Origin of the sequence: Pantoea sp. 22096 (genome assembly GCF_052045955.1) — a bacterium.
Taxonomy (GTDB): Bacteria; Pseudomonadota; Gammaproteobacteria; order Enterobacterales; family Enterobacteriaceae; genus Pantoea; species Pantoea alfalfae.
Genome location: NZ_JBQEPW010000006.1, coordinates 219243 through 240138 on the forward strand (window position 1 = coordinate 219243; position 20896 = coordinate 240138).

Below are 20896 nucleotides of genomic sequence, written 5' to 3' on the forward strand. Positions count from 1 at the left end.
GGTAACAGTGACACAAAATCACTATTGTAATGGTTACAGTTCCCGTTAACAGCAATTGTACCCATCCACGCCGGAGGCTTCTGTGTCCCTTACTCCTGCTTCCAATCAGCCGCTCTATCAGCAGCTCGCAGACAGCTTCGCTGAGGCCATCCATCAGGGCACGCTGAAACCCGGTAAACGCCTGCCGGCGATCCGCCGTGTCGCGCAGTCACACCAGGTCAGCGTCAATACGGTGCTGAATGCCTGGCAGATGCTGGAAGATCGCGGGCTGATTGAGGCGCGGCCGCAGTCGGGCTACTACGTGCGCGGCGTGTTGCCGGCTGTAACCCGTCACGGTCAGCATAAAGCCCGGGTACGCGACCCCAGCAGCGGTAAGCTCGACCTGATCGATAAGGTGTTTGCAGCGCAGAATCATCCCGACTACACCAATATTTCCCTGGCCTGCCCGCAGGACAGCGAGCTGTTTCCGGCGGCGCGCATCGCCCGGATTACCGCCTCACTGCTGCGCCGTCATCCCAACATCATCGGGCGCTATGCACTTCCACCCGGTAGTGAGCGCTTACGGGAGGAGATTGCGCGACGGGCGCTGCACGCCGGGCAAACGCTCACCGCCGATGAGATCACCCTGACCCATGGTTGCATGGAGGCTTTACAACTGGCGCTGCGGGCGGTGACGCAGCCCGGCGACTGCGTTGGGCTGGAGTCGCCGACCTACTTTTTCCTCTTCCCCCTGCTGGCGTCGCTGGGCCTGAAGGCGCTGGAAATCCCTACCGATCCGCAGCATGGCCTGTCGCTGGATGCGCTGGAGATGCTGCTTCAGGAGCAGCGTATTAAGGCACTGATTGCGATGCCCAGCGTGCAGAACCCGCTGGGCTGCGGCATGTCGCTGGAGAATAAGAAGCGGCTGGCTAAGTTAGTGAATACTTACCACGTTCCGCTGATTGAAGATGGGCTTTATGACGAGTTGCAGTTCGACTGGCCGCTCTCACCCGCCGTGAAAGCCTTTGATCGCGATGGCTGGGTGATCTACTGCACCAGCTTCACCAAAACCGTGGCACCCGATTTCCGACTTGGCTGGACCGCCGCAGGTCGTTTTCATGATGCGATTGCCCGACTGAAAGCAGTGTCGTCGATGGCCGAATCCGCCCTGCTCTCGGAAACGCTGGCGGAGTTTCTTGCGTCCGGCGGTTATGACCATCATCTGCGCACGCTACGCCGTCGCTACGCGGCCAATCTGGATGAGGCGCGCGGTCTGATCGCCCGTTACTTCCCGGTGGGAACCCGCGCGACGCTGCCACGCGGTGGATTTGTTTTCTGGGTTGAGTTACCGGGCGGCGTGAATACCACAGAGATGTTTGATCGACTGCTGCAGGAGCAGATTTGCGTCACGCCTGGCGCGCTCTATTCGCTGAGTGAGCGCTACAACCATGCGCTGCGTCTCTCCTGCTGCTATCCGTTTGATGCGCGCTATACCCGGGCGATTCAGCGCGCAGGTGAACTCGCCTGTGAACTGGCAGGCGTGTCGTGCGGCCAGGCTCAGGGTGTACCGTTGCGGCCCCAGACGGTATAGCCGCGACGTTCAGTCAGGCGCTCGTAATAGGTGCGCACCGCCGGATAGTCGGGATGATCGAGCGGGGTTTCAAACCAGCGGTTTACCGCCAGGCCAATCGGAATGTCTGCCAGGGTAAAATTGCGTCCGGCGACGTAGCGCCCGGTTTTTTCCAGCTGCTGATTGAGAATGCTCATAGTGTGCGCCCAGCCTTTGCTGGCCGCAGCCAACAGTCGCGGGTCCTGGTGGGCCGGTGAGTTTCGCACCAGCGACATAAAGGCGTAACGCCATGAGGTGTTGAGTTCGGTGGATTGCCAGTCCATCCACTGATCGACAGGTGCACGCGTCTGCGGATGCAGAGGATAAAGCCATTCACCGCCATAGGCGTTCGACAGATAGCGCAGAATGGCGTTGGATTCCCACATCACAAAGTCACCATCTTTCAGCACCGGCACCATCGCATTCGGGTTGAGTGCCATGAATTCGGGCAGGTGCGTTGAACGGAAGCCATCGCCCCACTCTTCGCGCTGGTAATCGAGTTCCAGCTCGTCACACAGCCATAATACTTTGCGCACGTTGATTGAGGAGGCGCGTCCCAGGATCGTCAGCATTCACAGTCTCCGATAAAATCTTTAACTTATTGATAACGCTGTTAGCTGTTATAAGCAATCATCCGGCAGAGAAAAGGCCACACTAAAGCCACAGTAAGGAGTCACAATGAAGGTCGCGTTTAAGCAAGTCGATGTGTTTACCTCATCAGCCTTTAACGGCAATCCGCTGGCGGTGATCATGGATGCTCAGGGGTTAAGCGACAGCCAGCTGGCGGCGATTGCCCGCTGGACAAACCTGTCGGAAACCACCTTTGTCCTGCCGCCACAGCACGAAGAGGCGGACTATCGGGTGCGTATTTTTACCGTTGAAGGGGAACTGCCGTTTGCCGGTCATCCGACGCTGGGCACCGCCCATGCGCTGCTGGAGGCGGGCTGGCCAACCCGCACACCGGGTGAAATCGTGCAGGAGTGCGGCGTCGGTAACGTGACGGTGAAGATAGGTGACGCGGACCTGGCCTTTGCCGCGCCGGCTGCCACGCTGATGCCCTGGCAGGATGCGCGGATGAGTAACGCCTTAAACTGCGATGCGTTCGATCTGACGCAAAGTCCGACGATAGTGGACATGGGGATTCGCTGGCTGCTCATTCCGATGATTAGCGCTGAAGCGGTACTGGCGCTGCAGCCCGATGTCAGTGAATTGCAGCGACTGATTCAGCATGCGGGTGTCTCGGGCATCATGCCCTTTGGTCGTCTGCCTGCGGACGAGCCTGAGCAGTATGAAGTGCGCGGCCTGCTGGTAGAGAATGGCAGTCTGACCGAAGATCCGGTCACCGGCAGTGCCAACGCCTGTCTGGCGCGCTACTTTGCCGCGGCGGGGCAAACCACCCCCTATCGCGTTCGCCAGGGCACGGCCCTGCAGCGTGCTGGTCGGGTGAATGTGACCTTTGCCGGTGAGACCATCTGGATTAGCGGCAATACCGTGACCGTCATCGACGGCACCATTACGCTGTAAAATGCGGCGGCGTCGTGTTTTTCGCGACGCCGCCCGGGGTTAAATCCCCTGCCCGCCTGACGCTTCAATGCGCTGCGCGGTGATCCAGGCCGTTTCATCGCTAAGGATCGCGCTGATAGCGTCGCCGATATCATCCGGCAGTCCGACCCGACCCAGCGCCGTCAGCCCGGCAATCTGGTCGTTAATCTCGCGGGTATCGCGTACCCGTCCTCCGCCAAAGTCAGTCTCTATTGCGCCTGGTGCCAGAATATTGACGCGAATGCGGCGTTCACCCAGCTCTTTCGCCTGATAGCGCGTCAGGACTTCCATCGCCCCTTTCATCGACGCATAGGTTGCGGAGCCCGGATAAACCAGACGGGTCAGACCGCTGGAGATATTCAGGATGCGCCCCCCGTCGTTAATCAGCGGCAATAGCTTCTGGGTCAGGAAGTAAGGCCCTTTGAAATGCACATTCACCAGCGCATCAAATTCCGCTTCGGTGGTGTCGGTAAACGGCTTGTAATGTCCGTGCCCGGCGTTGTTCACTAAATAGTCAAAGCGCTCTCGTTGCCACTGCAGCTGCAATACCTCTTTCACTTCGCCAACAAAGCGATCAAACTGCCCGGTGTCGCCGACATCCAGCGCCAGCGCCACGGCGCGTCGTCCCAGTGCTTCAATTTCCTTTACAACCGCCTGCGCCTCATCGGCATGGCTGCGGTACGTCAGAATGATATCTGTGCCTCTCGCAGCCAGTTTTAAGGCTCCATTCCGGCCTAAACCACGGTTTCCACCGGTAATTAACGCTACTTTCTGATTCATCGCTCACACCTGTTGAAAAATTGAACACGGTTTAAGGATATTCGCGAATTATTGATCTATAAACAGGGTTAAATGCGCATCACTGTTTCAATAAAAACAACAATCGGTGAACAACATGGACAAAATTCACGCAATGCAGGTGTTTGTGCGGGTGGCCGAAATGGGCAGTTTTACCCGCGCGGCAGAGAGTTTAGGCGTACCCAAAGGCAGCGTATCGCGGCAGATTCAGGCGCTGGAGAATCAAATGGCAACACGTTTGCTGCATCGCACCACGCGCCGGGTGCAACTAACCCAGGATGGCCTGGTCTATTACGACCGCTGTCTGGATCTGTTGTCGATGATTGACGATATGGACAGCCTGTTTCAGCACGAGCCCGCCTCGCTCAGCGGTAAACTCCGGGTCGACATGTCAGTGGCGATGGCCACCGGTTTTATCCTGCCAAGGCTGCCGGAATTTCTGCAACACTACCCGGGCGTGGAAATTGAGCTGAGCAGCAGCGACCGTCAGGTGGATGTGATCCGTGAAGGATTTGACTGCGTCATCCGGGTCGGTGAGCTGAAGGATTCAGGTCTGATTGCGCGAAAAATTGGTACTCATACCTTGATCAACTGCGCCAGCCCTGGCTACCTTTCGCGTTTCGGCATGCCAATCCGGCTGGAAGAGCTGTCGCAGCATGCGATGGTGCATTACAGCCAGCAGCTCGGCCAGGCCTCACCCGGCTTTGAATATTTCGATGGCAGGCAGTGCCATTACGTTCATACCGGTGGCGTGGTGACGGTGAACAGTACGGAAACTTATCGCGCCGCCTGCCTGGCAGGGCTGGGGATTATTCAGGTGCCCGCCGCCGGGATTCAGACATTACTGGAAAGGGGCGAGCTGGTGGAAGTGCTGCATCGCTTTCCCGCCAGACCGATGCCGATCCATCTGCTCTATCCGCACCGGCGCAATGTGGCACGCCGCGTAAGGGTATTTATGGAGTGGCTGAGTCAGGTGTTACAGGAGTACGTCACCTGAGCGGCTATACTTTGATTTTAATGATAAACAGGACAGTGAAGGTCTATGACAGACAAGCAGGAAAACCCGCAGGATATGCAGCCAGAAAAGCCGCTTATCGATATTAAAACCGGCAATCACACCGTGGATGAGTCGATTGTTCGCGTGTCACGCTTCGCCACCTGGTTCCAGTCTATTCCGGCGGTGGCGCATTTTATTCGCGCTCTGGACCGCTTTAATGACCGGCTCGGCAGCCAGTTTGGCGCGGCTATTACTTATTTCTCGTTTTTATCACTGATCCCCATTCTGATGGTCTCGTTCGCCGCCGTGGGTTTTGTGCTGGCATCGAATCAGGATCTGCTGACCGATATCATCAACAAAATCGTCAGCAGCATCAGTGACCCGACGCTGGCTACCACGCTGAAGAATACGGTGAACACCGCCATTCAGCAGCGTGCCACCGTGGGTATCACTGGTTTACTGCTGGCGCTCTACTCCGGCCTTAACTGGATGGGTAATCTGCGTGAAGCGATCCGCGCCCAGTCGCGCGACGTCTGGGAACGCAAACCGGATGACAAAGAGAAGATCTGGAAACGTTATATTCGCGACTTCCTGTCATTGACGGGTCTGATGCTGGCGCTGGTGATTACGCTGTCGCTGACCTCGGTAGCCGGTTCTGCTCAGGCGACCATCGTGAGTGCGCTGGGGCTGGATGGCATTGAGTGGTTACGCCCTGCCCTGACCATTATCGCCACGTCCATTTCCGTTCTGGCAAACTACCTGTTGTTCCTCTGGATTTTCTGGATTTTGCCGCGTCATAAGCCGCGCAAGAAAGCGCTGTTCCGCGGCACCCTGCTGGCGGCAATCGGCTTTGAGGTGATTAAGTTTGTGATGACGCTGACGCTGCCGAAGCTGGCAACCTCACCTTCTGGTGCAGCCTTTGGTTCTGTGCTTGGCCTGATGGCGTTCTTCTATTTCTTCGCCCGCCTGACGCTGTTCTGTGCAGCGTGGATCGCCACAGCCAAATATAAAGATGACCCGCAGATGCCGGAAGCGGGCAGCGCATCCCGCCGCAAAGCATCGTAATTCGTTAACAACAGCGGAAAATGTCACCCCCCGGCTATTTTTTCACCCGATAACAGGATGAATAGCTGAGGGGTCACTTTTATTTAGCCCTTTCTTAGAGTATCCCGCCAGATATCGTCCGGTTTACCCCGGTATCACCCGGCATTCGTCACACCACAGAAATTATCCTCTTTTTGCCCTCTGAAGCCAGACGCGGCGCGGGTTTTCATCATTGAATGCGCTCTGGCAGATGCGTAAGATTCTTTGTCTGTATTTACAAATAAGAAACAGTTATGCAAGCCTCCCTCACAGACACACTCGACAAACAGCAGGATCCCACACCGGTTAACTCACGCAGTAAAGTGGTGATTGCCTCGCTGGTCGGTACCGCCATCGAGTTCTTCGACTTTTATATTTATGCCACTGCGGCAGTGATTGTTTTTCCGCACATTTTCTTCCCGCAGGGTGATGCCACGGTCGCCACGCTACAGTCGCTGGCCACTTTTGCTATCGCCTTTATCGCACGTCCGATTGGCTCCGCCGTATTTGGTCACTTTGGCGATCGCGTCGGGCGTAAAGCCACGCTGGTTGCCTCGCTGCTGACTATGGGGATCTCTACGGTGGTCATTGGGCTGCTGCCAGGCTATGAGACGATTGGCGTGATGGCACCGCTGCTGCTGGCGCTGGCGCGTTTTGGTCAGGGGCTGGGACTGGGCGGTGAATGGGGCGGCGCGGCGCTGCTGGCAACGGAAAATGCCCCGGCGAAGAAGCGTGCGCTCTATGGTTCATTCCCTCAGCTGGGTGCACCGATTGGCTTTTTCTTCGCTAACGGGACTTTTCTGCTGCTCTCCTGGCTGCTGACCGACGAGCAGTTTATGCAGTGGGGCTGGCGCGTGCCGTTTATTCTCTCCGCCGTGCTGGTGCTGATTGGCCTGTATGTGCGCGTGTCGCTGCATGAGAGTCCGGTGTTTGCCAAAGTGCAGAAAGAGAAGAAGCAGGTTCGGGTGCCGATTGCGGCGCTGCTGAGCAAGCATCTGACCGCCACGATTCTCGGCACTTTTATCATGCTGGCGACCTATACGCTGTTCTATATCATGACCGTCTATTCGATGAGCTATGGCACCACACCATCACCAGCAGGTCTGGGCATTCCGCGTAACAGTATGTTGTGGATGCTGATGCTGGCGGTGATTGGTTTTGGTGTGATGGTGCCGATTGCCGGTTTGCTGGCCGACCGTTTTGGTCGTCGCAAGACGATGATTACCATTACGCTGATGATTATCGCGTTTTCGTTCCTGTTCCCAACGATGCTGGGTTCCGGTTCACAGGCGCTGGTGATGGCGTTTCTGCTGCTGGGTCTGAGCATTATGGGGCTGACGTTTGGCCCGATGGGCGCGCTGCTGCCGGAGCTGTTCCCGACCGAAGTGCGTTATACCGGCGCCTCGTTCTCCTATAATCTCTCCTCGATTCTGGGAGCCTCTGTTGCGCCTTACATCGCGACCTGGCTGAATGCCAATTATGGTCTGCAGGCGGTGGGGCTGTATCTGGCATCGATGGCGGTGCTGACGCTGATCGCGTTGCTGGCCTGTAAAGAGACGCGTCACCAGACGTTGTATGACGTTTAATCCTGTTAGATGAAGATCAGTGAAACCCGGCAGCCGCCGGGTTTTTTTATGGGCTGGGTTCAATAAATCTAAGGCAGCTTAGGGAACATACTTCGACACTGAGGAGTTTAAAAGCATAGCCTTGTGGTCATGCAATAGGCTCAGGGAGCATACGCCTTTCGCAAAGACGCAAAAGACGCCATCCATGGCGGGCTCAGCGCGGGCCGTCCCTGCCCCGCTATGCTTTGCTACAGGCGTATGCTCCCATCGCTTTAACCATGTTGGCTGTCTGTTTAGAAAATCTGAATTGTGCTCAAAGTTACAAACGTGGGCTGTGATAACTCTTCCAACAATAAAATAGCTCAGGGCGCTGGCAATATGGTCAGAGGAGGAAAGCGTCCCGCGCCATGGATGGCGCGGGCAGAGCATGCCAGGGATGGCGGGTTTTGCGTCTTTCCGATCTGACCGTATTGCCCGTGCAGGCTCGGTCTTACAGCGAAGCAGGCAGTGCAGGCACCGTTCCACCAGCGAACTTCTCAGGTAGTGTTCCCAAACAAAAAACCCCGGCAAGCCGGGGTTTGTTTTGCTGAAAACTGTGATGACGGTTATTAGCCCGCGACAGCGATACGCTTCATGTCGGTCATGTAGCCACGCAGTTTGCGGCCAACGGTTTCAATCGGGTGCTGGCGAACGGCTTCGTTAACGTCACGCAGCTGTGCGTTGTCGACCTGCGTACCTTCCACCGCTTTACCCAGATCGCCCGGCTGCAGTGTGGTCATGAACTCTTTCAGCAACGGCACCGCAGCGAAGGAGAACAGGTAGTTACCATATTCAGCGGTATCAGAGATCACCACGTTCATTTCATACAGACGCTTACGGGCGATGGTGTTCGCGATCAACGGCAGCTCATGCAGGGATTCGTAGTAAGCAGACTCTTCGATGATGCCGGCATCTACCATGGTTTCAAACGCCAGCTCAACGCCCGCTTTCACCATCGCAACCATTACAACACCTTTATCGTAGTACTCCTGCTCTTCGATTTTGCCTTCATACTGTGAGGCAGTTTCGAATGCGGTCTGGCCGGTCTCTTCACGCCAGGTCAGCAGGTTTTTATCATCGTTCGCCCAGTCAGCCATCATGCCGGAAGAGAATTCGCCGGAGATGATGTCATCCATATGCTTCTGGAACAGCGGCGCCATGATGGTTTTCAACTGCTCTGACAGCGCATAAGCGCGCAGTTTCGCCGGGTTAGAGAGACGATCCATCATCAGGGTGATGCCACCAAACTTCAGTGACTCGGTGATGGTTTCCCAGCCGAACTGAATCAGTTTTTCTGCGTAAGCCGGATCCGTACCTTCAGCCACCAGCTTATCGAAGCAGAGCAGTGAACCGGCCTGCAGCATGCCACACAGGATGGTCTGCTCACCCATCAGGTCAGATTTCACTTCTGCAACGAAGGAAGATTCCAGCACGCCAGCACGATCGCCGCCGGTCGCTGCTGCCCAGGCTTTGGCAATCGCCATGCCTTCACCTTTTGGATCGTTTTCCGGGTGAACCGCGATCAGCGTCGGAACACCAAAGCCGCGTTTATACTCTTCACGGACTTCTGTACCCGGGCACTTCGGTGCCACCATCACAACAGTGATGTCTTTACGGATGCTTTCGCCCACTTCAACGATGTTGAAACCGTGCGAGTAACCCAGCGCAGCGCCATCTTTCATCAGCGGCTGAACAGCCTGAACTACTGCGGAGTGCTGCTTGTCTGGCGTCAGGTTAACGACCAGGTCCGCCTGCGGGATCAGATCTTCGTAAGTACCCACTTTAAAACCGTTATCGGTCGCTTTACGCCATGAAGGGCGTTTCTCAGCAATCGCTTCGGCACGCAGTGCATAGGCGACATCCAGACCTGAATCACGCATGTTCAGACCCTGGTTCAGGCCCTGCGCACCACAGCCAACGATAACGACTTTTTTGCCTTTCAGGAAACTGGCACCATCCGCGAATTCTTCACGCGCCATGAAACGACATTTGCCTAATTGCGCCAACTGGTTGCGCAGGTTCAATGTGTTGAAATAGTTAGCCATGGGTACTCCGGTAAGGTTGTGTTTGCTTTTTTTGTTCAGGAACGGCGTGTCATGCAACGCCGCGAATGACCCCATCATATGACAGGAATTCTGTTGCTTAAATTGATATATTAACAACGTCACATTGCAATAAATGCAACACCACCCAGAGGCGACGCGCACATGGATTTACGGGATCTGAAACTGTTTCTTCATCTGGCAGAAAGCTGCCACTTCGGGCGCACGGCGCGTGCGATGCACGTCAGCCCTTCCACGCTGTCACGCCAGATCCAGCGGCTTGAAGACGATGTCGGCCATGCGCTGTTTCTGCGCGATAACCGCACCGTGACGCTGACGGAAGCGGGTGAACGCCTGCGTCAGTTTGCCCAGCAGACCCTGTTGCAATATCAGCAACTGCGTCATGTGATGGATCTTAACGGTCCGTCACTCAGCGGCGAACTGCGCCTGTTCTGTTCGGTAACGGCGGCCTACAGCCATCTGCCGCCGATCCTCGACCGCTTTCGTGCCGAACATCCGCAGGTCGAAATTAAACTGGATACCGGTGATGCTGCGGATGCGGTAGAAAAAGTGCACTCCGGCGATGCCGATCTGGCTATTGCCGGCCGTCCTGAAACTTTGCCCGCCAGCATTGATTTTATGCCACTGGGGCTGATTCCGCTGGTGCTGATTGCGCCTGCATTACCCTGTGCCGTCCGCACACAGGCCACCCAGCCGCAGCCCGACTGGTCAAAAATTCCGTTTATCCTGCCGGTGCAGGGACCCGCACGACGGCGTATCGATCTCTGGTTCCGCCGCCAGCGCATCCCGAATCCGGTGATTTACGCCACGGTATCGGGGCATGAGGCGATAGTCTCAATGGTAGCGCTGGGTTGCGGTATTGCGCTGTTGCCGGATGTCGTGCTGGAGAACAGCCCGGACCCGGTGCGGAACCGCGTGCTGATGCTGGAGAATGTGGAGTCTGTTGCGCCGTTCGAACTCGGTATCTGCGTGCAAAAAAAGCGGCTCGGAGAGCCGCTGATCAGTGCTTTCTGGAGCCAGCTGTAATCAGTGGCCTGACAGGAAGAAGCGGAACGCCGGGTTCTGGCTTTCGTCGTGAAAGTCGTAACCCAGATCGGTGAGATGCTCCTCAAAACGCGGTTCATCGCTGCCGAGCTCAAAAGCCGCCAGCACACGACCATAATCGGTGCCGTGGCTACGGTAGTGAAACAGCGAGATATTCCAGTGGGTGCCCAGCGTTTGCAGGAACTTCAGCAACGCGCCAGGTGCCTCCGGGAATTCGAAGCTGAAGAGCCGTTCACGCAGCGGCTTGGAGGGACGTCCGCCCACCATGTAACGCACATGCAATTTCGCCATTTCATCATCTGAGAGATCGACCACCTGATAACCGCCGCGCGTAAGTTCGCTGATGATTTCGCTGCGCTCTTCCACGCCACGGGTCAGACGTACACCAACAAAGATGCAGGCTTTGTCCGCATCGGCGTAACGATAGTTGAACTCGGTGATGGAACGTCCGCCCAGCGTCTGACAGAAACGCAGGAAGCTGCCCTGCTGTTCCGGGATCGTTACAGCCAGCAGCGCTTCACGCTGTTCGCCCAGCTCGCAACGCTCGGAGACGTAACGCAGGCCGTGGAAGTTGACGTTGGCACCGGACAAGACATGCGCCAGCCGCTCGCCTTTGATCTCGTGCTGCTGGATATACTTCTTCATGCCCGCCAGCGCCAGCGCACCAGACGGTTCCGCCACGGCACGAACATCTTCGAACAGATCTTTCATCGCAGCGCAAATGGCATCGCTGTCGACGGTGATGATGTCATCGATGTAGGCCTGACAGAGCCGGAAGGTTTCGCTGCCAATCCGCTTAACCGCCACCCCTTCGGCAAACAGCCCGACGCGTGGCAGATCGACCGGATGACCGGCGTCCAGCGCCGCTTTCAGGCAGGCTGAATCTTCTGACTCCACCGCAATCACTTTGATCTGCGGCATCAACTGCTTGATCAATACAGCGACGCCCGCTGCCAGACCGCCACCACCAACCGGCACAAAGACCCGGTCGAGGTGCGCATCCTGCTGCAACAGCTCCATCGCCAGCGTGCCCTGTCCGGCAATCACAGCCGGATGGTCAAACGGCGGAACGAAGGTGTAGCCGCGCTGTTCAGCGAGCTCTATCGCTTTGGCTTTCGCCTCGTCAAAGTTGGCCCCAAACAGAAAAGCCTCACCGCCAAATGCGCGCACTGCATCAACCTTGATGTCTGCGGTCGCCAGCGGCATCACAATCAGTGACTTAATGCCCAGCTTCGTCGCGGAGAGCGCCACGCCCTGCGCATGGTTACCGGCCGAAGCCGTCACTACGCCGCGCGCTTTCTGCTCTTCGCTCAGACCGGCAATCATTGCGTAGGCACCGCGCACCTTGAAACTGTGCACCGGCTGACGATCTTCCCGCTTTACCAGAATGGTGTTGCCGAGACGCGATGAAATTTTTTCCATAACCTGCAGCGGCGTCACCTGTGCCACTTCATACACCGGTGAACGCAGCACTGCACGCAAATACTCGGCGCCGCAAGGCGCGTCGGGTAGCGGTTGAGACTCGGCCATGTTTAGCCTCCCAGCTTGCTCTTATCGCGAACGGCGCCTTTGTCAGCACTGGTCGCGAGTAATGCGTAAGCACGCAGCGCAAAGGAGACTTCACGCTGACGATTGACCGGCGTATATGCCGCATCGCCACGTGCCTGCTGCTCTTCACGGCGGGCATGCAGTTCGTTATCCGGCACAGCGAGTTTGATGCCGCGGTTCGGGATATCGATCTCAATGGTGTCGCCATCTTTGACCAGCGCAATGGTGCCGCCGTTGGCCGCTTCAGGCGAAGCGTGACCGATAGAGAGGCCCGATGTGCCACCAGAGAAACGACCGTCGGTGATCAGAGCGCAACTTTTACCCAGACCCATCGATTTCAGATAGGTGGTCGGATAGAGCATTTCCTGCATGCCCGGCCCGCCTTTTGGCCCTTCGTAGCGGATGACAACTACGTCGCCTGCCACGACTTTGCCGCCCAGAATCGCTTCTACCGCGTCATCCTGGCTTTCATAGACTTTGGCCGGGCCGGTGAAGGTCAGGATCTCTTTGTCTACGCCCGCTGTTTTAACGATACAGCCATCTTCGGCGATGTTGCCGTACAGCACGGCCAGACCGCCATCCTGCGAGTACGCGTTTTCGCGGGTGCGGATGCAGCCTTCTGCACGGTCATCATCCAGCGTGTCCCAGCGGCAGTTCTGCGAGAATGCCTGGGTGGTACGGATGCCCGCCGGACCGGCGCGGAACATATCTTTTACCGCCTGATCTTTGGTCAGCATGATGTCGTACTGATCCAGCGTTTCACGCATGGTCTGCTGCAGGATATTACGGGCGCTGCTGTCGAACAGGCCGGCACGATCCAGCTCGCCGAGAATGGCGAAAACACCACCTGCGCGATGCACATCTTCCATGTGGTATTTCGGGGTACTTGGCGCGACTTTACAAAGCTGAGGCACTTTACGTGACAGGCGATCAATGTCGGAGATATTGAAGTCGATGTCGCCTTCCTGGGCCGCCGCCAGCAGGTGCAGCACGGTGTTGGTGGAGCCGCCCATGGCGATATCCAGCATCATGGCGTTCTCGAAGGCGGCCTTGTTCGCGATGTTGCGCGGCAGCATGTTGACGTCATCCTGCTCGTAGTAGCGCTTGGTGAGACTGACGATGCGCTTACCGGCATTGATGAACAGCTCTTTGCGATCAGCGTGCGTGGCCAGCAGTGAACCGTTGCCAGGCTGCGACAGGCCGAGTGCTTCGGTCAGGCAGTTCATCGAGTTGGCGGTGAACATGCCGGAGCAGGAGCCGCAGGTCGGACAGGCAGAGCGTTCGATCTGATCGCTGTCGGCATCGCTGACGTTCGGGTTCGCACCCTGAATCATCGCATCGACCAGGTCCAGCTTGATGATCTGATCAGAAAGCTTGGTTTTACCCGCTTCCATCGGGCCGCCTGAAACGAAGATCACCGGAATATTAAGGCGCAGAGACGCCATCAGCATGCCTGGGGTGATTTTGTCACAGTTGGAGATGCAGACCATGGCGTCGGCGCAGTGCGCATTAACCATGTACTCGACCGAGTCAGCAATCAGCTCACGCGAAGGCAGTGAATACAGCATGCCGCCATGACCCATGGCAATACCGTCATCTACCGCGATGGTGTTGAACTCTTTAGCCACACCACCCGCCGCTTCAATCTGCTCAGCGACGAGTTTACCCAGGTCGCGGAGGTGAACGTGGCCAGGGACAAATTGGGTGAATGAGTTAACCACGGCGATAATCGGCTTGCCGAAATCGTCGTCGGTCATTCCTGTCGCGCGCCATAAGGCACGGGCACCCGCCATGTTGCGGCCGTGGGTGGTAGTGGCGGAACGGTACTTAGGCATGCTCTATTTACTCCAGTAAGAATAAGCTCGCGGACGTCAGATGACGCCCGCGCTGTATCTGATTATGGGTTAACCGGATCTAACCAGCCCCATTTGTCTTCGGTTTCGCCGGTGAAGAGACCAAAGAAGGCCTCCTGAATGCGTTTAGTCACCGGACCACGCTTGCCTTCGCCCACCTGAATGCGGTCGACGCTGCGCACCGGTGTGATTTCTGCGGCGGTGCCCGACATAAAGACTTCGTCAGCCAGGTAGAGAGATTCACGCGACAGAGTCTGCTCACGCACTTCAATGCCCATATCACGCGCCAGCGTGATGATGGCATCGCGGGTGATGCCCGGCAGTGCCGAAGAGGTAAATGGCGGGGTATAGAGCACACCATCTTTAACTTCAAACAGGTTTTCGCCTGCCCCTTCTGAGATCAGGCCATTGGTATCCAGCGCAATGCCTTCCTGATAGCCATGACGACGGGCTTCGCTACCCACCAGCAGTGAGGAGAGGTAGTTACCACCCGCTTTAGCAGCAGTTGGCAGAGTGTTTGGCGCCACGCGGTTCCATGAAGAGACCATCGCGTCAATGCCATTCTCCAGCGCTTCAGCGCCCAGGTACGCGCCCCACGGGAAGGCGGCAATGATCACGTCAGTTGTGAAGCCGTCTGGCGGGTTCACGCCCAGGCCCACATCGCCGACAAAGGCCAGCGGACGGATATAAGCACTTTTCAGTTTGTTCACGCGGATGACTTCGCGGCACGCTTCCATCAGCTCATCAACGCTGCTTTTAATCGGGAAACGATAGATTTTGGCGGAGTCATGCAGACGTTGCATGTGTTCACGATGACGGAACACAACCGGTCCTTTGTGAGAGTCGTAGCAGCGCACGCCTTCAAATACCGACGTACCATAGTGCAAGGCGTGGGACATGACGCTGACCTTCGCCTCTTCCCACTTAACCATCTCGCCATTGAACCAAATAAAGTCTGCTTTCTTCGTGCTCATTGTTATTCCCTCTCGCGGCTACGCGCGGATTTGTTGTGTTGTCTGTTGTTGAATCTGAACGCATGCAACGTCGATCAATTTACTTAACTGCGAAGACAGTAAATCGACGGAGCGCTGGCTGGCAACGGTCATTTCAATATTAATGTTTTCTGCGTTGGCGACTGAGGCCATGTTCATAGAACAGACCTGAAAACCGCGGTGACGCACGACGCGTAAAATGCGCTCTAATATTTCAGGGCGGAAACGGGCTTCGATAGATAATTGATGCTGGTTCATACGGTTTTCTCCATCATGTTTGCATTGCTGGCACCCGGCGGTACCAGTGGCCAGACGTTTTCATGCTCATCAATTGCAACATGCAGGAAGTAAGGACCTTCGCTGTTCAGCAGAGCATCAAGGGCGGCGTCGACCTGATCTTTACGGGTAATGCGCTGGCCGGGGATGTTGAACGCGCTGGCCAGCGTGAGGAAATCGGGATTATCGGACAGGTTGGTTTCGCTGTAGCGACCGTCAAAAAAGAGCTGTTGCCACTGGCGTACCATACCCAGACGCTGGTTATCCATCAGTACGATTTTGACCGGCAGCCTGCCGCGCTTGATGGTGCCCAGCTCCTGAATGTTCATCATGATGGAGCCATCACCGGAGACACAGATAACCGTATCGTCCGGGCGTGCAACCTGCGCTCCAATGGCAGCAGGCAAACCAAAGCCCATGGTGCCTAAGCCGCTGGAGGTGATGAAATTCTCCGGTGCGTTAAATGCCATGTGCTGCGCCGTCCACATCTGATGCTGACCGACGTCGGTGGTGACCACGGTATTCGCCGGTTTGCGATCGGAAAGTTGCTTCAGCAGCAGCGGCGCATAGATCGCTTCGCCCGGATGGTCGTAGCGCCATGCGTGGCTGGCTTTCAGTGCCTGCACCTCATCGCGCCAGGCGTTGATAGACAAAGGCTGACTCAGTGCGGACAGCAGTTCGTTGAGATCGCCCTGCAGGGAGACATGAGCGCGGCGTAATTTGTTTAACTCAGCGGGATCGATATCGAGATGAATCACGCTGGCGTGCGGTGCAAAGGTATCCAGCTTGCCGGTCACGCGATCATCGAAACGGGCACCGACCGCGATCAGCAGGTCACACGCCTGTACGGCCAGGTTAGCGGCTTTGGTACCGTGCATCCCCAGCATACCGAGATAGACGTCACTTTGCGGGTCCACGCTGCCCAGTCCTTTCAGAGTAGCAACCGCCGGAATGCCGGTCTCGTCTGCCAGCTTGCGCAGTGCCGGAACCGCCTGAGCCAGACCGACACCGCCGCCAACGTAGAGCATTGGCTTTCTGGCCTGCGCCATCAGTGCACGTGCGTGGTCAATCGCCTGATGTGGCAGCGCATTTCCTTCTTCAACCGGAACCAGATGCGGTGCGGGTTCACCCTGTGCAATCTGAATATCTTTCGGGATATCAACCAGTACCGGACCCGGACGGCCCGACTGCGCCAGCGCAAAAGCTTCCGCCATGATAGCGGGTAATTCATCCAGCGATTCAACCAGGAAGCTGTGCTTGGTGCAGGCCAGTGAGAGTCCCAGTACGTCGATCTCCTGGAAAGCATCGGTGCCGATGAAGGCCGAGGTGACCTGACCCGTTACCGCCACGACCGGTACCGAATCCATCATCGCATCCGCCAGACCGGTGATCAGGTTAGTCGCGCCGGGGCCGGAAGTGGCGATACAGACGCCGGTTTTGCCGGTTGAACGGGCATATCCGATTGCCGCCATTACAGCGCCCTGCTCGTGACGACACAACAGGTGTTCCACGCCGCCGTCATAGAGCGCGTCGTATACCGGCATGATGGCGCCGCCAGGGTAACCAAATACGGTATCAACACCCTGCGCGCGTAAAGCCTGAACTACCCACTGTGCACCTGTCATCGCTATTCTCCTGTGTCCTGACCGGAACAACAGAATTTTATGCTACTGTTCATTGTTTGTTCCTTGTGGATTTACTGATATTTCCTCGGGTCGAAAAAAAACCCCCGGACCTTTCGGTGCGGGGGTTTTTTCGGATTCGAGGCTTGATTTTTAAGCCTTTCTTTCTCCAAGCGTTGCCCCGCACGGTAGGTTAATAACCACCACCACGCTAATCACGACCAGGCTAATCACTTGTAGAAGGGCTTTCATGTGTTGTTCAATTCTTTTTCGTGTTCGAAGTAATGCCTACAGAGTTATCATAGTCAGGGGTCATCGCACAACTTTTTTTACAGATTTATTTTCGTGCGTGACGCGGAATCGTAACCTATCGATTTGTAATACAAGAAATAATTACATGATGATAATTATTCATCACTTTAGTGACGTAATAATATTTTGATGGATTTGCGTACTGTCGCACAGCATTTTAAAACGCCATGAAACAACTTTCGATGGGGTGTGCGATGGCCCGAACCATACTGATGATGTCATGGCTTTTCTTTGATGCAGTCACCAGACTGACGGTAACAAGGAGCGAGTATGTCATTGTCAAAAGTTCTGACCCGGGCAGCACTGGGGGTGGACGCCCCGCTGGTGACCATTGAGGCACATATCAGTAATGGCTTGCCTGCCTTAACCCTGGTAGGTCTGCCGGAAACGACGGTCAAAGAAGCGCGTGAGCGGGTACGCAGCGCTATTATCAACAGCGGTTTCACTTTTCCGGCAAAGCGGGTCACCATTAATCTGGCACCCGCGGATCTTCCTAAAGAGGGCGGACGGTATGACTTACCTATGGCGATCGCCATTCTGGTCGCCTCTGAGCAGCTTCCTGCCGACAAGCTGACGCACTACGAGTTTCTGGGTGAACTGGCACTCGACGGCGCGCTGTGCGGTGTACAGGGCGCGATTCCGGCGGCCATGGTGGCAATTCAGGCTGGACGGCAGATGGTTCTCTCTGCTGAGAATCAGGCGGATGCCGGACTTATCCGTCAGGGGTCTTCACTGGTTGCATCTCATCTCAGCAACGTGTGTGCCTTTCTGCGTAATGAACTCACATTACCGACAGCTCAGTCCCCTGATCATCAGGGCGAGCCGCCTGCTGACGATCTCGCAGATATCATTGGTCAGGAACAGGGACGCAGAGCACTGGAGATCACGGCGGCTGGCGGGCATAACCTGTTGCTGATTGGCCCGCCTGGCACCGGTAAAACAATGCTTGCCACCCGGCTGCCCGGCATCATGCCTTCTTTAACCGATCAGGAAGCACTGGAATGCGCAGCAATCGCCAGTCTCGTGAACACTAGCAGTACTCTGCACCGACAATGGCGCAGTCGGCCTTTCAGGTCACCTCATCACAGTGCATCTCTCTATGCTTTGATTGGTGGCGGATCACTACCACGGCCGGGCGAGATCTCACTGGCGCATAACGGCGTGCTGTTTCTGGATGAGTTGCCGGAATTTGATCGTAAGGTGCTGGACTCTCTGCGCGAGCCATTAGAGTCGGGGGTCATCGCTATTTCACGTGCGCGCGCAAAAGTCACCTATCCGGCACGATTTCAGCTGATTGCTGCAATGAATCCAAGTCCAACCGGACATTATCAGGGACAGCATAACCGTACCTCACCTCAGCAGGTGCTGCGTTATCTCAGCAAGCTGTCCGGCCCTTTTCTCGATCGTTTTGATCTTTCGCTGGAGGTGCCCCTACTTCCGGGTGGAATGCTTAGCGGTCAACGCCCTGTAGCAGAAACGTCTGAACGGGTTCGTCATCGGGTGGTCGCAGCGCGGGAGATTCAGCTGACCCGTGCAGGCAAAATTAATGCGCATTTAAACAATGCGGAGATTATGCGCTGGTGTCAGCCAGCTAAAGAGGATGCGGAGTGGCTGGAGTCAGTACTGGAGAAACTGGGTTTATCTGTACGGGCATGGCAGCGGATTTTGAAGGTGGCGCGTACCGTGGCCGATCTGGCGGGAGAAGCAGACGTCAGTCGGCATCATCTGCAGGAGGCTGTCAGTTATCGCACGATTGATCGTTTAATGATTCATCTGCATAACAGCCTGCAATAAAAAAGGGGCTTTCGCCCCTTCTCTGTTAATCGTCGCTGTCGGTAAAGTCTTCGACGGTGTCCATCTGCGGTTTACCGCCGGACAGCGTATGAAAACGCTTAGGACGCTTAATGCGGGTCATATATTTAGACCATACACGTTCAGCTTCCGTTTGCGGCTCACGCACGCCACGACACACTTCAATAAACAGACGTTCTTCTTCTGTTGCAGGCTCACGCTTTGATAAATCCAGCTCATTAAAGGCGAAACCGTGGCGTTCAAGAAGCTGAGCTTCTTTAATAGTAAAGTCACCGTGGCGTGAGAAACCACGCGGGTAATGTTTGTTATCAAAGAAACGATTCTCTGTTGAGAAGCTTTCCGCCATGTTACACGCTCCTGATTTTCTAATGCCGTGCTGTTAATGGCGCGGAGTATTAGATAGGCTTGACAGAGTGTAAAACAAAACATTTAAATCTATACGACAAACATTTTTTGGGAGAACGCTGTGGATACGGAATTACTGAAAACTTTCCTGGAAGTGAGCAGAACACGCCATTTCGGGCGTGCTGCAGAAGCACTTTACCTTACGCAATCTGCTGTCAGTTTTCGCATCCGCCAGTTAGAGAATCAGCTTGGCGTTAACCTTTTTACACGGCATCGCAATAACATACGTCTGACGGCGGCTGGAGAACGCCTGCTTCCCTATGCTGAAAGCCTGATGAGCACATGGATGATGGCAAAGAAGGAGGTTTCCCACACTCAACAGCACCATGAGCTTTCGATCGGTGCCAGTGCATCGCTATGGGAGGCTTATCTGACGCCGTGGCTACAGACGCTTTACGAGAATCGTGAAAGCCTGCATTTAGAAGCGCGCGTGGCACAACGACACCTGCTGGTTAAGCAGCTCCATGAACGCCAGCTGGATCTGTTGATCACCACTGAAGCGCCTAAGATGGATGAGTTAACCAGTCAGCAGATTGGTCATATCTCACTGGCGCTGTTCTGCGCCCGGCAGAGCGAGAAACGCGAAAAATATGATTACATTAAACTGGAATGGGGAGCAGATTTTCATCAGCATCAGAGTTATCTTTCCGGCGCTGATGATGTGCCAGTACTGACCACAACGTCGGCGCATGTTACCCGTGAACTGCTGCATACCACCGGAGCGTGCGCGTTCCTGCCTGACTTCTGGCAAAGTGTTTACAATGAGTTGATGGTGATCCCGGATACGCCCGTCGCCGTTCGTCCGCTCTATGCTGTCTGGTTGCAGAACAGCGATCAGCAGGCGCATATCCTGCAGCTGCTTAAATTCCCGATTCTGGTCAGGCAAAACAGCTAAAGATTGGCAGGTAGAGAAGCAAGCAGGGAAGAGATGAGACCAGTTAGATTTAACTGGTTCTTCTTTTTTGCCTTTATGAAGGCAAAAAAAAATCCTTTGCCGAAGCAAAGGATCGTTTTCTGGCAGGGGCGGAGGGACTCGAACCCCCAACACCCGGTTTTGGAGACCGGTGCTCTACCAATTGAACTACGCCCCTAATAGGGTGGCGGAACGGACGGGGCTCGAACCCGCGACCCCCTGCGTGACAGGCAGGTATTCTAACCAACTGAACTACCGCTCCACCGATTCTTTCACGCTTATCAGCAACCGGCTGATAAACGCCTGTTCCCGTTATTTTCCCTGTCAGAGGAAAAGGAACAAATTTGATGCCTGGCAGTTCCCTACTCTCGCATGGGGAGGCCCCACACTACCATCGGCGCTACGGCGTTTCACTTCTGAGTTCGGCATGGGGTCAGGTGGGAC

Annotated in this window: 18 protein-coding genes, 2 tRNA genes and 1 rRNA gene; 8 read left to right on the forward strand and 13 right to left on the reverse strand. The window is 55.8% G+C overall.

The window, feature by feature from the left end; genetic code table 11:
* Positions 1-82: 82 nt before the first annotated feature.
* The gene (locus ACTJKZ_RS18305) at positions 83-1570 is read left to right on the forward strand and encodes an aminotransferase-like domain-containing protein (RefSeq protein ID WP_161736398.1); all 1488 of its coding nucleotides are present in this window, start codon (positions 83-85) and stop codon (positions 1568-1570) included.
* Here the strand turns inward: ACTJKZ_RS18305 and ACTJKZ_RS18310 are convergent.
* Positions 1537-2160 (reverse strand): glutathione S-transferase family protein, encoded by a 624-nt coding sequence (locus tag ACTJKZ_RS18310; RefSeq protein WP_161736399.1) that lies wholly within the window; start codon positions 2158-2160, stop codon positions 1537-1539. The two genes, ACTJKZ_RS18305 and ACTJKZ_RS18310, sit on opposite strands and share 34 nt — an antisense overlap.
* A 106-nt stretch (positions 2161-2266) precedes the next feature.
* Between ACTJKZ_RS18310 and ACTJKZ_RS18315 the strand changes: the two genes are divergently transcribed.
* The gene (locus ACTJKZ_RS18315) at positions 2267-3112 is read left to right on the forward strand and encodes a PhzF family phenazine biosynthesis protein (protein ID WP_161736400.1); all 846 of its coding nucleotides are present in this window, start codon (positions 2267-2269) and stop codon (positions 3110-3112) included.
* 39 nt (positions 3113-3151) lie between these two features.
* On the opposite strand, the gene ACTJKZ_RS18320 is transcribed toward ACTJKZ_RS18315, so the two are convergent.
* Positions 3152-3910, reverse strand: coding sequence for an SDR family NAD(P)-dependent oxidoreductase (locus ACTJKZ_RS18320; RefSeq protein WP_440829912.1), 759 nt, complete (start codon positions 3908-3910; stop codon positions 3152-3154).
* Positions 3911-4025: 115 nt separating this feature from the next.
* Here ACTJKZ_RS18320 and ACTJKZ_RS18325 point away from each other — a divergent pair, with 115 nt between their 5' ends.
* The 3 genes from ACTJKZ_RS18325 to ACTJKZ_RS18335 all read left to right on the forward strand — a co-directional run bounded on the left by ACTJKZ_RS18325 (position 4026) and on the right by ACTJKZ_RS18335 (position 7594).
* Positions 4026-4925 carry a LysR family transcriptional regulator gene (locus ACTJKZ_RS18325; protein ID WP_279771831.1) on the forward strand — a complete coding sequence of 300 codons (900 nt, stop codon included), beginning with the start codon at positions 4026-4028 and terminating at the stop codon, positions 4923-4925.
* Positions 4926-4970: 45 nt separating this feature from the next.
* Entirely contained in the window at positions 4971-5990 is a 1020-nt protein-coding gene (gene yhjD, locus ACTJKZ_RS18330) for an inner membrane protein YhjD (protein WP_033784266.1), read from the forward strand.
* 272 nt (positions 5991-6262) lie between these two features.
* Positions 6263-7594, forward strand: a complete 1332-nt coding sequence (locus ACTJKZ_RS18335) for an MFS transporter (RefSeq protein ID WP_161736404.1) — start codon at positions 6263-6265, stop codon at positions 7592-7594.
* 587 nt (positions 7595-8181) lie between these two features.
* Here ACTJKZ_RS18335 and ilvC read toward each other — a convergent pair.
* Positions 8182-9657, reverse strand: a complete 1476-nt coding sequence (gene ilvC, locus ACTJKZ_RS18340; RefSeq protein WP_161736405.1) for a ketol-acid reductoisomerase — start codon at positions 9655-9657, stop codon at positions 8182-8184.
* Positions 9658-9819: 162 nt separating this feature from the next.
* On the opposite strand from ilvC, the gene ilvY reads away from it, so the two are divergent.
* Positions 9820-10701 carry an HTH-type transcriptional activator IlvY gene (gene ilvY, locus ACTJKZ_RS18345; protein ID WP_150015864.1) on the forward strand — a complete coding sequence of 294 codons (882 nt, stop codon included), beginning with the start codon at positions 9820-9822 and terminating at the stop codon, positions 10699-10701.
* Here ilvY and ilvA read toward each other — a convergent pair whose 3' ends face one another.
* The 6 genes from ilvA to ilvL form a co-directional block, all read right to left on the reverse strand.
* Positions 10702-12249: a threonine ammonia-lyase, biosynthetic gene (ilvA, locus tag ACTJKZ_RS18350; protein WP_161736406.1), complete on the reverse strand. Its 1548-nt coding sequence runs from the start codon at positions 12247-12249 to the stop codon at positions 10702-10704. It lies immediately after the preceding gene.
* Between the two features lie 2 nt (positions 12250-12251).
* Positions 12252-14102, reverse strand: a complete 1851-nt coding sequence (ilvD, locus tag ACTJKZ_RS18355) for a dihydroxy-acid dehydratase (RefSeq protein WP_095706524.1) — start codon at positions 14100-14102, stop codon at positions 12252-12254.
* Positions 14103-14164: 62 nt separating this feature from the next.
* Entirely contained in the window at positions 14165-15094 is a 930-nt protein-coding gene (locus ACTJKZ_RS18360) for a branched-chain amino acid transaminase (protein ID WP_161736407.1), read from the reverse strand.
* A gap of 18 nt (positions 15095-15112) precedes the next feature.
* Positions 15113-15370 carry an acetolactate synthase 2 small subunit gene (ilvM, locus tag ACTJKZ_RS18365; protein WP_008926359.1) on the reverse strand — a complete coding sequence of 86 codons (258 nt, stop codon included), beginning with the start codon at positions 15368-15370 and terminating at the stop codon, positions 15113-15115.
* A complete protein-coding gene (gene ilvG, locus ACTJKZ_RS18370) occupies positions 15367-17013 on the reverse strand; it encodes an acetolactate synthase 2 catalytic subunit (protein ID WP_161736408.1) in 1647 nt (548 codons plus the stop codon). The genes ilvM and ilvG overlap by 4 nt, the downstream gene beginning before the upstream one ends.
* Positions 17014-17163: 150 nt before the next feature.
* The gene (gene ilvL, locus ACTJKZ_RS18375) at positions 17164-17262 is read right to left on the reverse strand and encodes an ilv operon leader peptide (protein ID WP_072101316.1); all 99 of its coding nucleotides are present in this window, start codon (positions 17260-17262) and stop codon (positions 17164-17166) included.
* A gap of 330 nt (positions 17263-17592) precedes the next feature.
* Between ilvL and ACTJKZ_RS18380 the strand changes: the two genes are divergently transcribed.
* Complete coding sequence (locus ACTJKZ_RS18380) at positions 17593-19116, forward strand: YifB family Mg chelatase-like AAA ATPase (protein ID WP_222924848.1); 1524 nt, start codon at positions 17593-17595, stop codon at positions 19114-19116.
* Between the two features lie 25 nt (positions 19117-19141).
* Here the strand turns inward: ACTJKZ_RS18380 and ACTJKZ_RS18385 are convergent, their stop codons facing one another.
* Positions 19142-19480 carry a DUF413 domain-containing protein gene (locus ACTJKZ_RS18385; protein ID WP_010253568.1) on the reverse strand — a complete coding sequence of 113 codons (339 nt, stop codon included), beginning with the start codon at positions 19478-19480 and terminating at the stop codon, positions 19142-19144.
* Positions 19481-19600: 120 nt separating this feature from the next.
* Here ACTJKZ_RS18385 and hdfR point away from each other — a divergent pair, with 120 nt between their 5' ends.
* On the forward strand, positions 19601-20434 hold the full coding sequence (gene hdfR, locus ACTJKZ_RS18390; protein ID WP_440829913.1) for an HTH-type transcriptional regulator HdfR: 834 nt from the start codon (positions 19601-19603) through the stop codon (positions 20432-20434).
* A gap of 120 nt (positions 20435-20554) precedes the next feature.
* Here hdfR and ACTJKZ_RS18395 read toward each other — a convergent pair.
* The 3 genes from ACTJKZ_RS18395 to rrf all read right to left on the reverse strand — a co-directional run.
* A tRNA-Trp gene (locus ACTJKZ_RS18395) sits at positions 20555-20630 on the reverse strand.
* Positions 20631-20637: 7 nt separating this feature from the next.
* A tRNA-Asp gene (locus ACTJKZ_RS18400) sits at positions 20638-20714 on the reverse strand.
* Between the two features lie 87 nt (positions 20715-20801).
* A 5S ribosomal RNA gene (gene rrf / locus ACTJKZ_RS18405) occupies positions 20802-20896 on the reverse strand; the annotation flags it as partial.

What these genes read in the sequence shown, in the direction of transcription:
- ACTJKZ_RS18310 (WP_161736399.1), bottom strand. Translation starts at nt 2,160, where the DNA reads ATGCTGACGATCCTGGGACGCGCCTCCTCAATCAACGTGCGCAAAGTA.
- ACTJKZ_RS18315 (WP_161736400.1), top strand. Translation starts at nt 2,267, where the DNA reads ATGAAGGTCGCGTTTAAGCAAGTCGATGTGTTTACCTCATCAGCCTTT.
- ACTJKZ_RS18320 (WP_440829912.1), bottom strand. Translation starts at nt 3,910, where the DNA reads ATGAATCAGAAAGTAGCGTTAATTACCGGTGGAAACCGTGGTTTAGGC.
- ACTJKZ_RS18325 (WP_279771831.1), top strand. Translation starts at nt 4,026, where the DNA reads ATGGACAAAATTCACGCAATGCAGGTGTTTGTGCGGGTGGCCGAAATG.
- yhjD (WP_033784266.1), top strand. Translation starts at nt 4,971, where the DNA reads ATGACAGACAAGCAGGAAAACCCGCAGGATATGCAGCCAGAAAAGCCG.
- ACTJKZ_RS18335 (WP_161736404.1), top strand. Translation starts at nt 6,263, where the DNA reads ATGCAAGCCTCCCTCACAGACACACTCGACAAACAGCAGGATCCCACA.
- ilvC (WP_161736405.1), bottom strand. Translation starts at nt 9,657, where the DNA reads ATGGCTAACTATTTCAACACATTGAACCTGCGCAACCAGTTGGCGCAA.
- ilvY (WP_150015864.1), top strand. Translation starts at nt 9,820, where the DNA reads ATGGATTTACGGGATCTGAAACTGTTTCTTCATCTGGCAGAAAGCTGC.
- ilvA (WP_161736406.1), bottom strand. Translation starts at nt 12,249, where the DNA reads ATGGCCGAGTCTCAACCGCTACCCGACGCGCCTTGCGGCGCCGAGTAT.
- ilvD (WP_095706524.1), bottom strand. Translation starts at nt 14,102, where the DNA reads ATGCCTAAGTACCGTTCCGCCACTACCACCCACGGCCGCAACATGGCG.
- ACTJKZ_RS18360 (WP_161736407.1), bottom strand. Translation starts at nt 15,094, where the DNA reads ATGAGCACGAAGAAAGCAGACTTTATTTGGTTCAATGGCGAGATGGTT.
- ilvM (WP_008926359.1), bottom strand. Translation starts at nt 15,370, where the DNA reads ATGAACCAGCATCAATTATCTATCGAAGCCCGTTTCCGCCCTGAAATA.
- ilvG (WP_161736408.1), bottom strand. Translation starts at nt 17,013, where the DNA reads ATGACAGGTGCACAGTGGGTAGTTCAGGCTTTACGCGCGCAGGGTGTT.
- ilvL (WP_072101316.1), bottom strand. Translation starts at nt 17,262, where the DNA reads ATGAAAGCCCTTCTACAAGTGATTAGCCTGGTCGTGATTAGCGTGGTG.
- ACTJKZ_RS18380 (WP_222924848.1), top strand. Translation starts at nt 17,593, where the DNA reads ATGTCATTGTCAAAAGTTCTGACCCGGGCAGCACTGGGGGTGGACGCC.
- ACTJKZ_RS18385 (WP_010253568.1), bottom strand. Translation starts at nt 19,480, where the DNA reads ATGGCGGAAAGCTTCTCAACAGAGAATCGTTTCTTTGATAACAAACAT.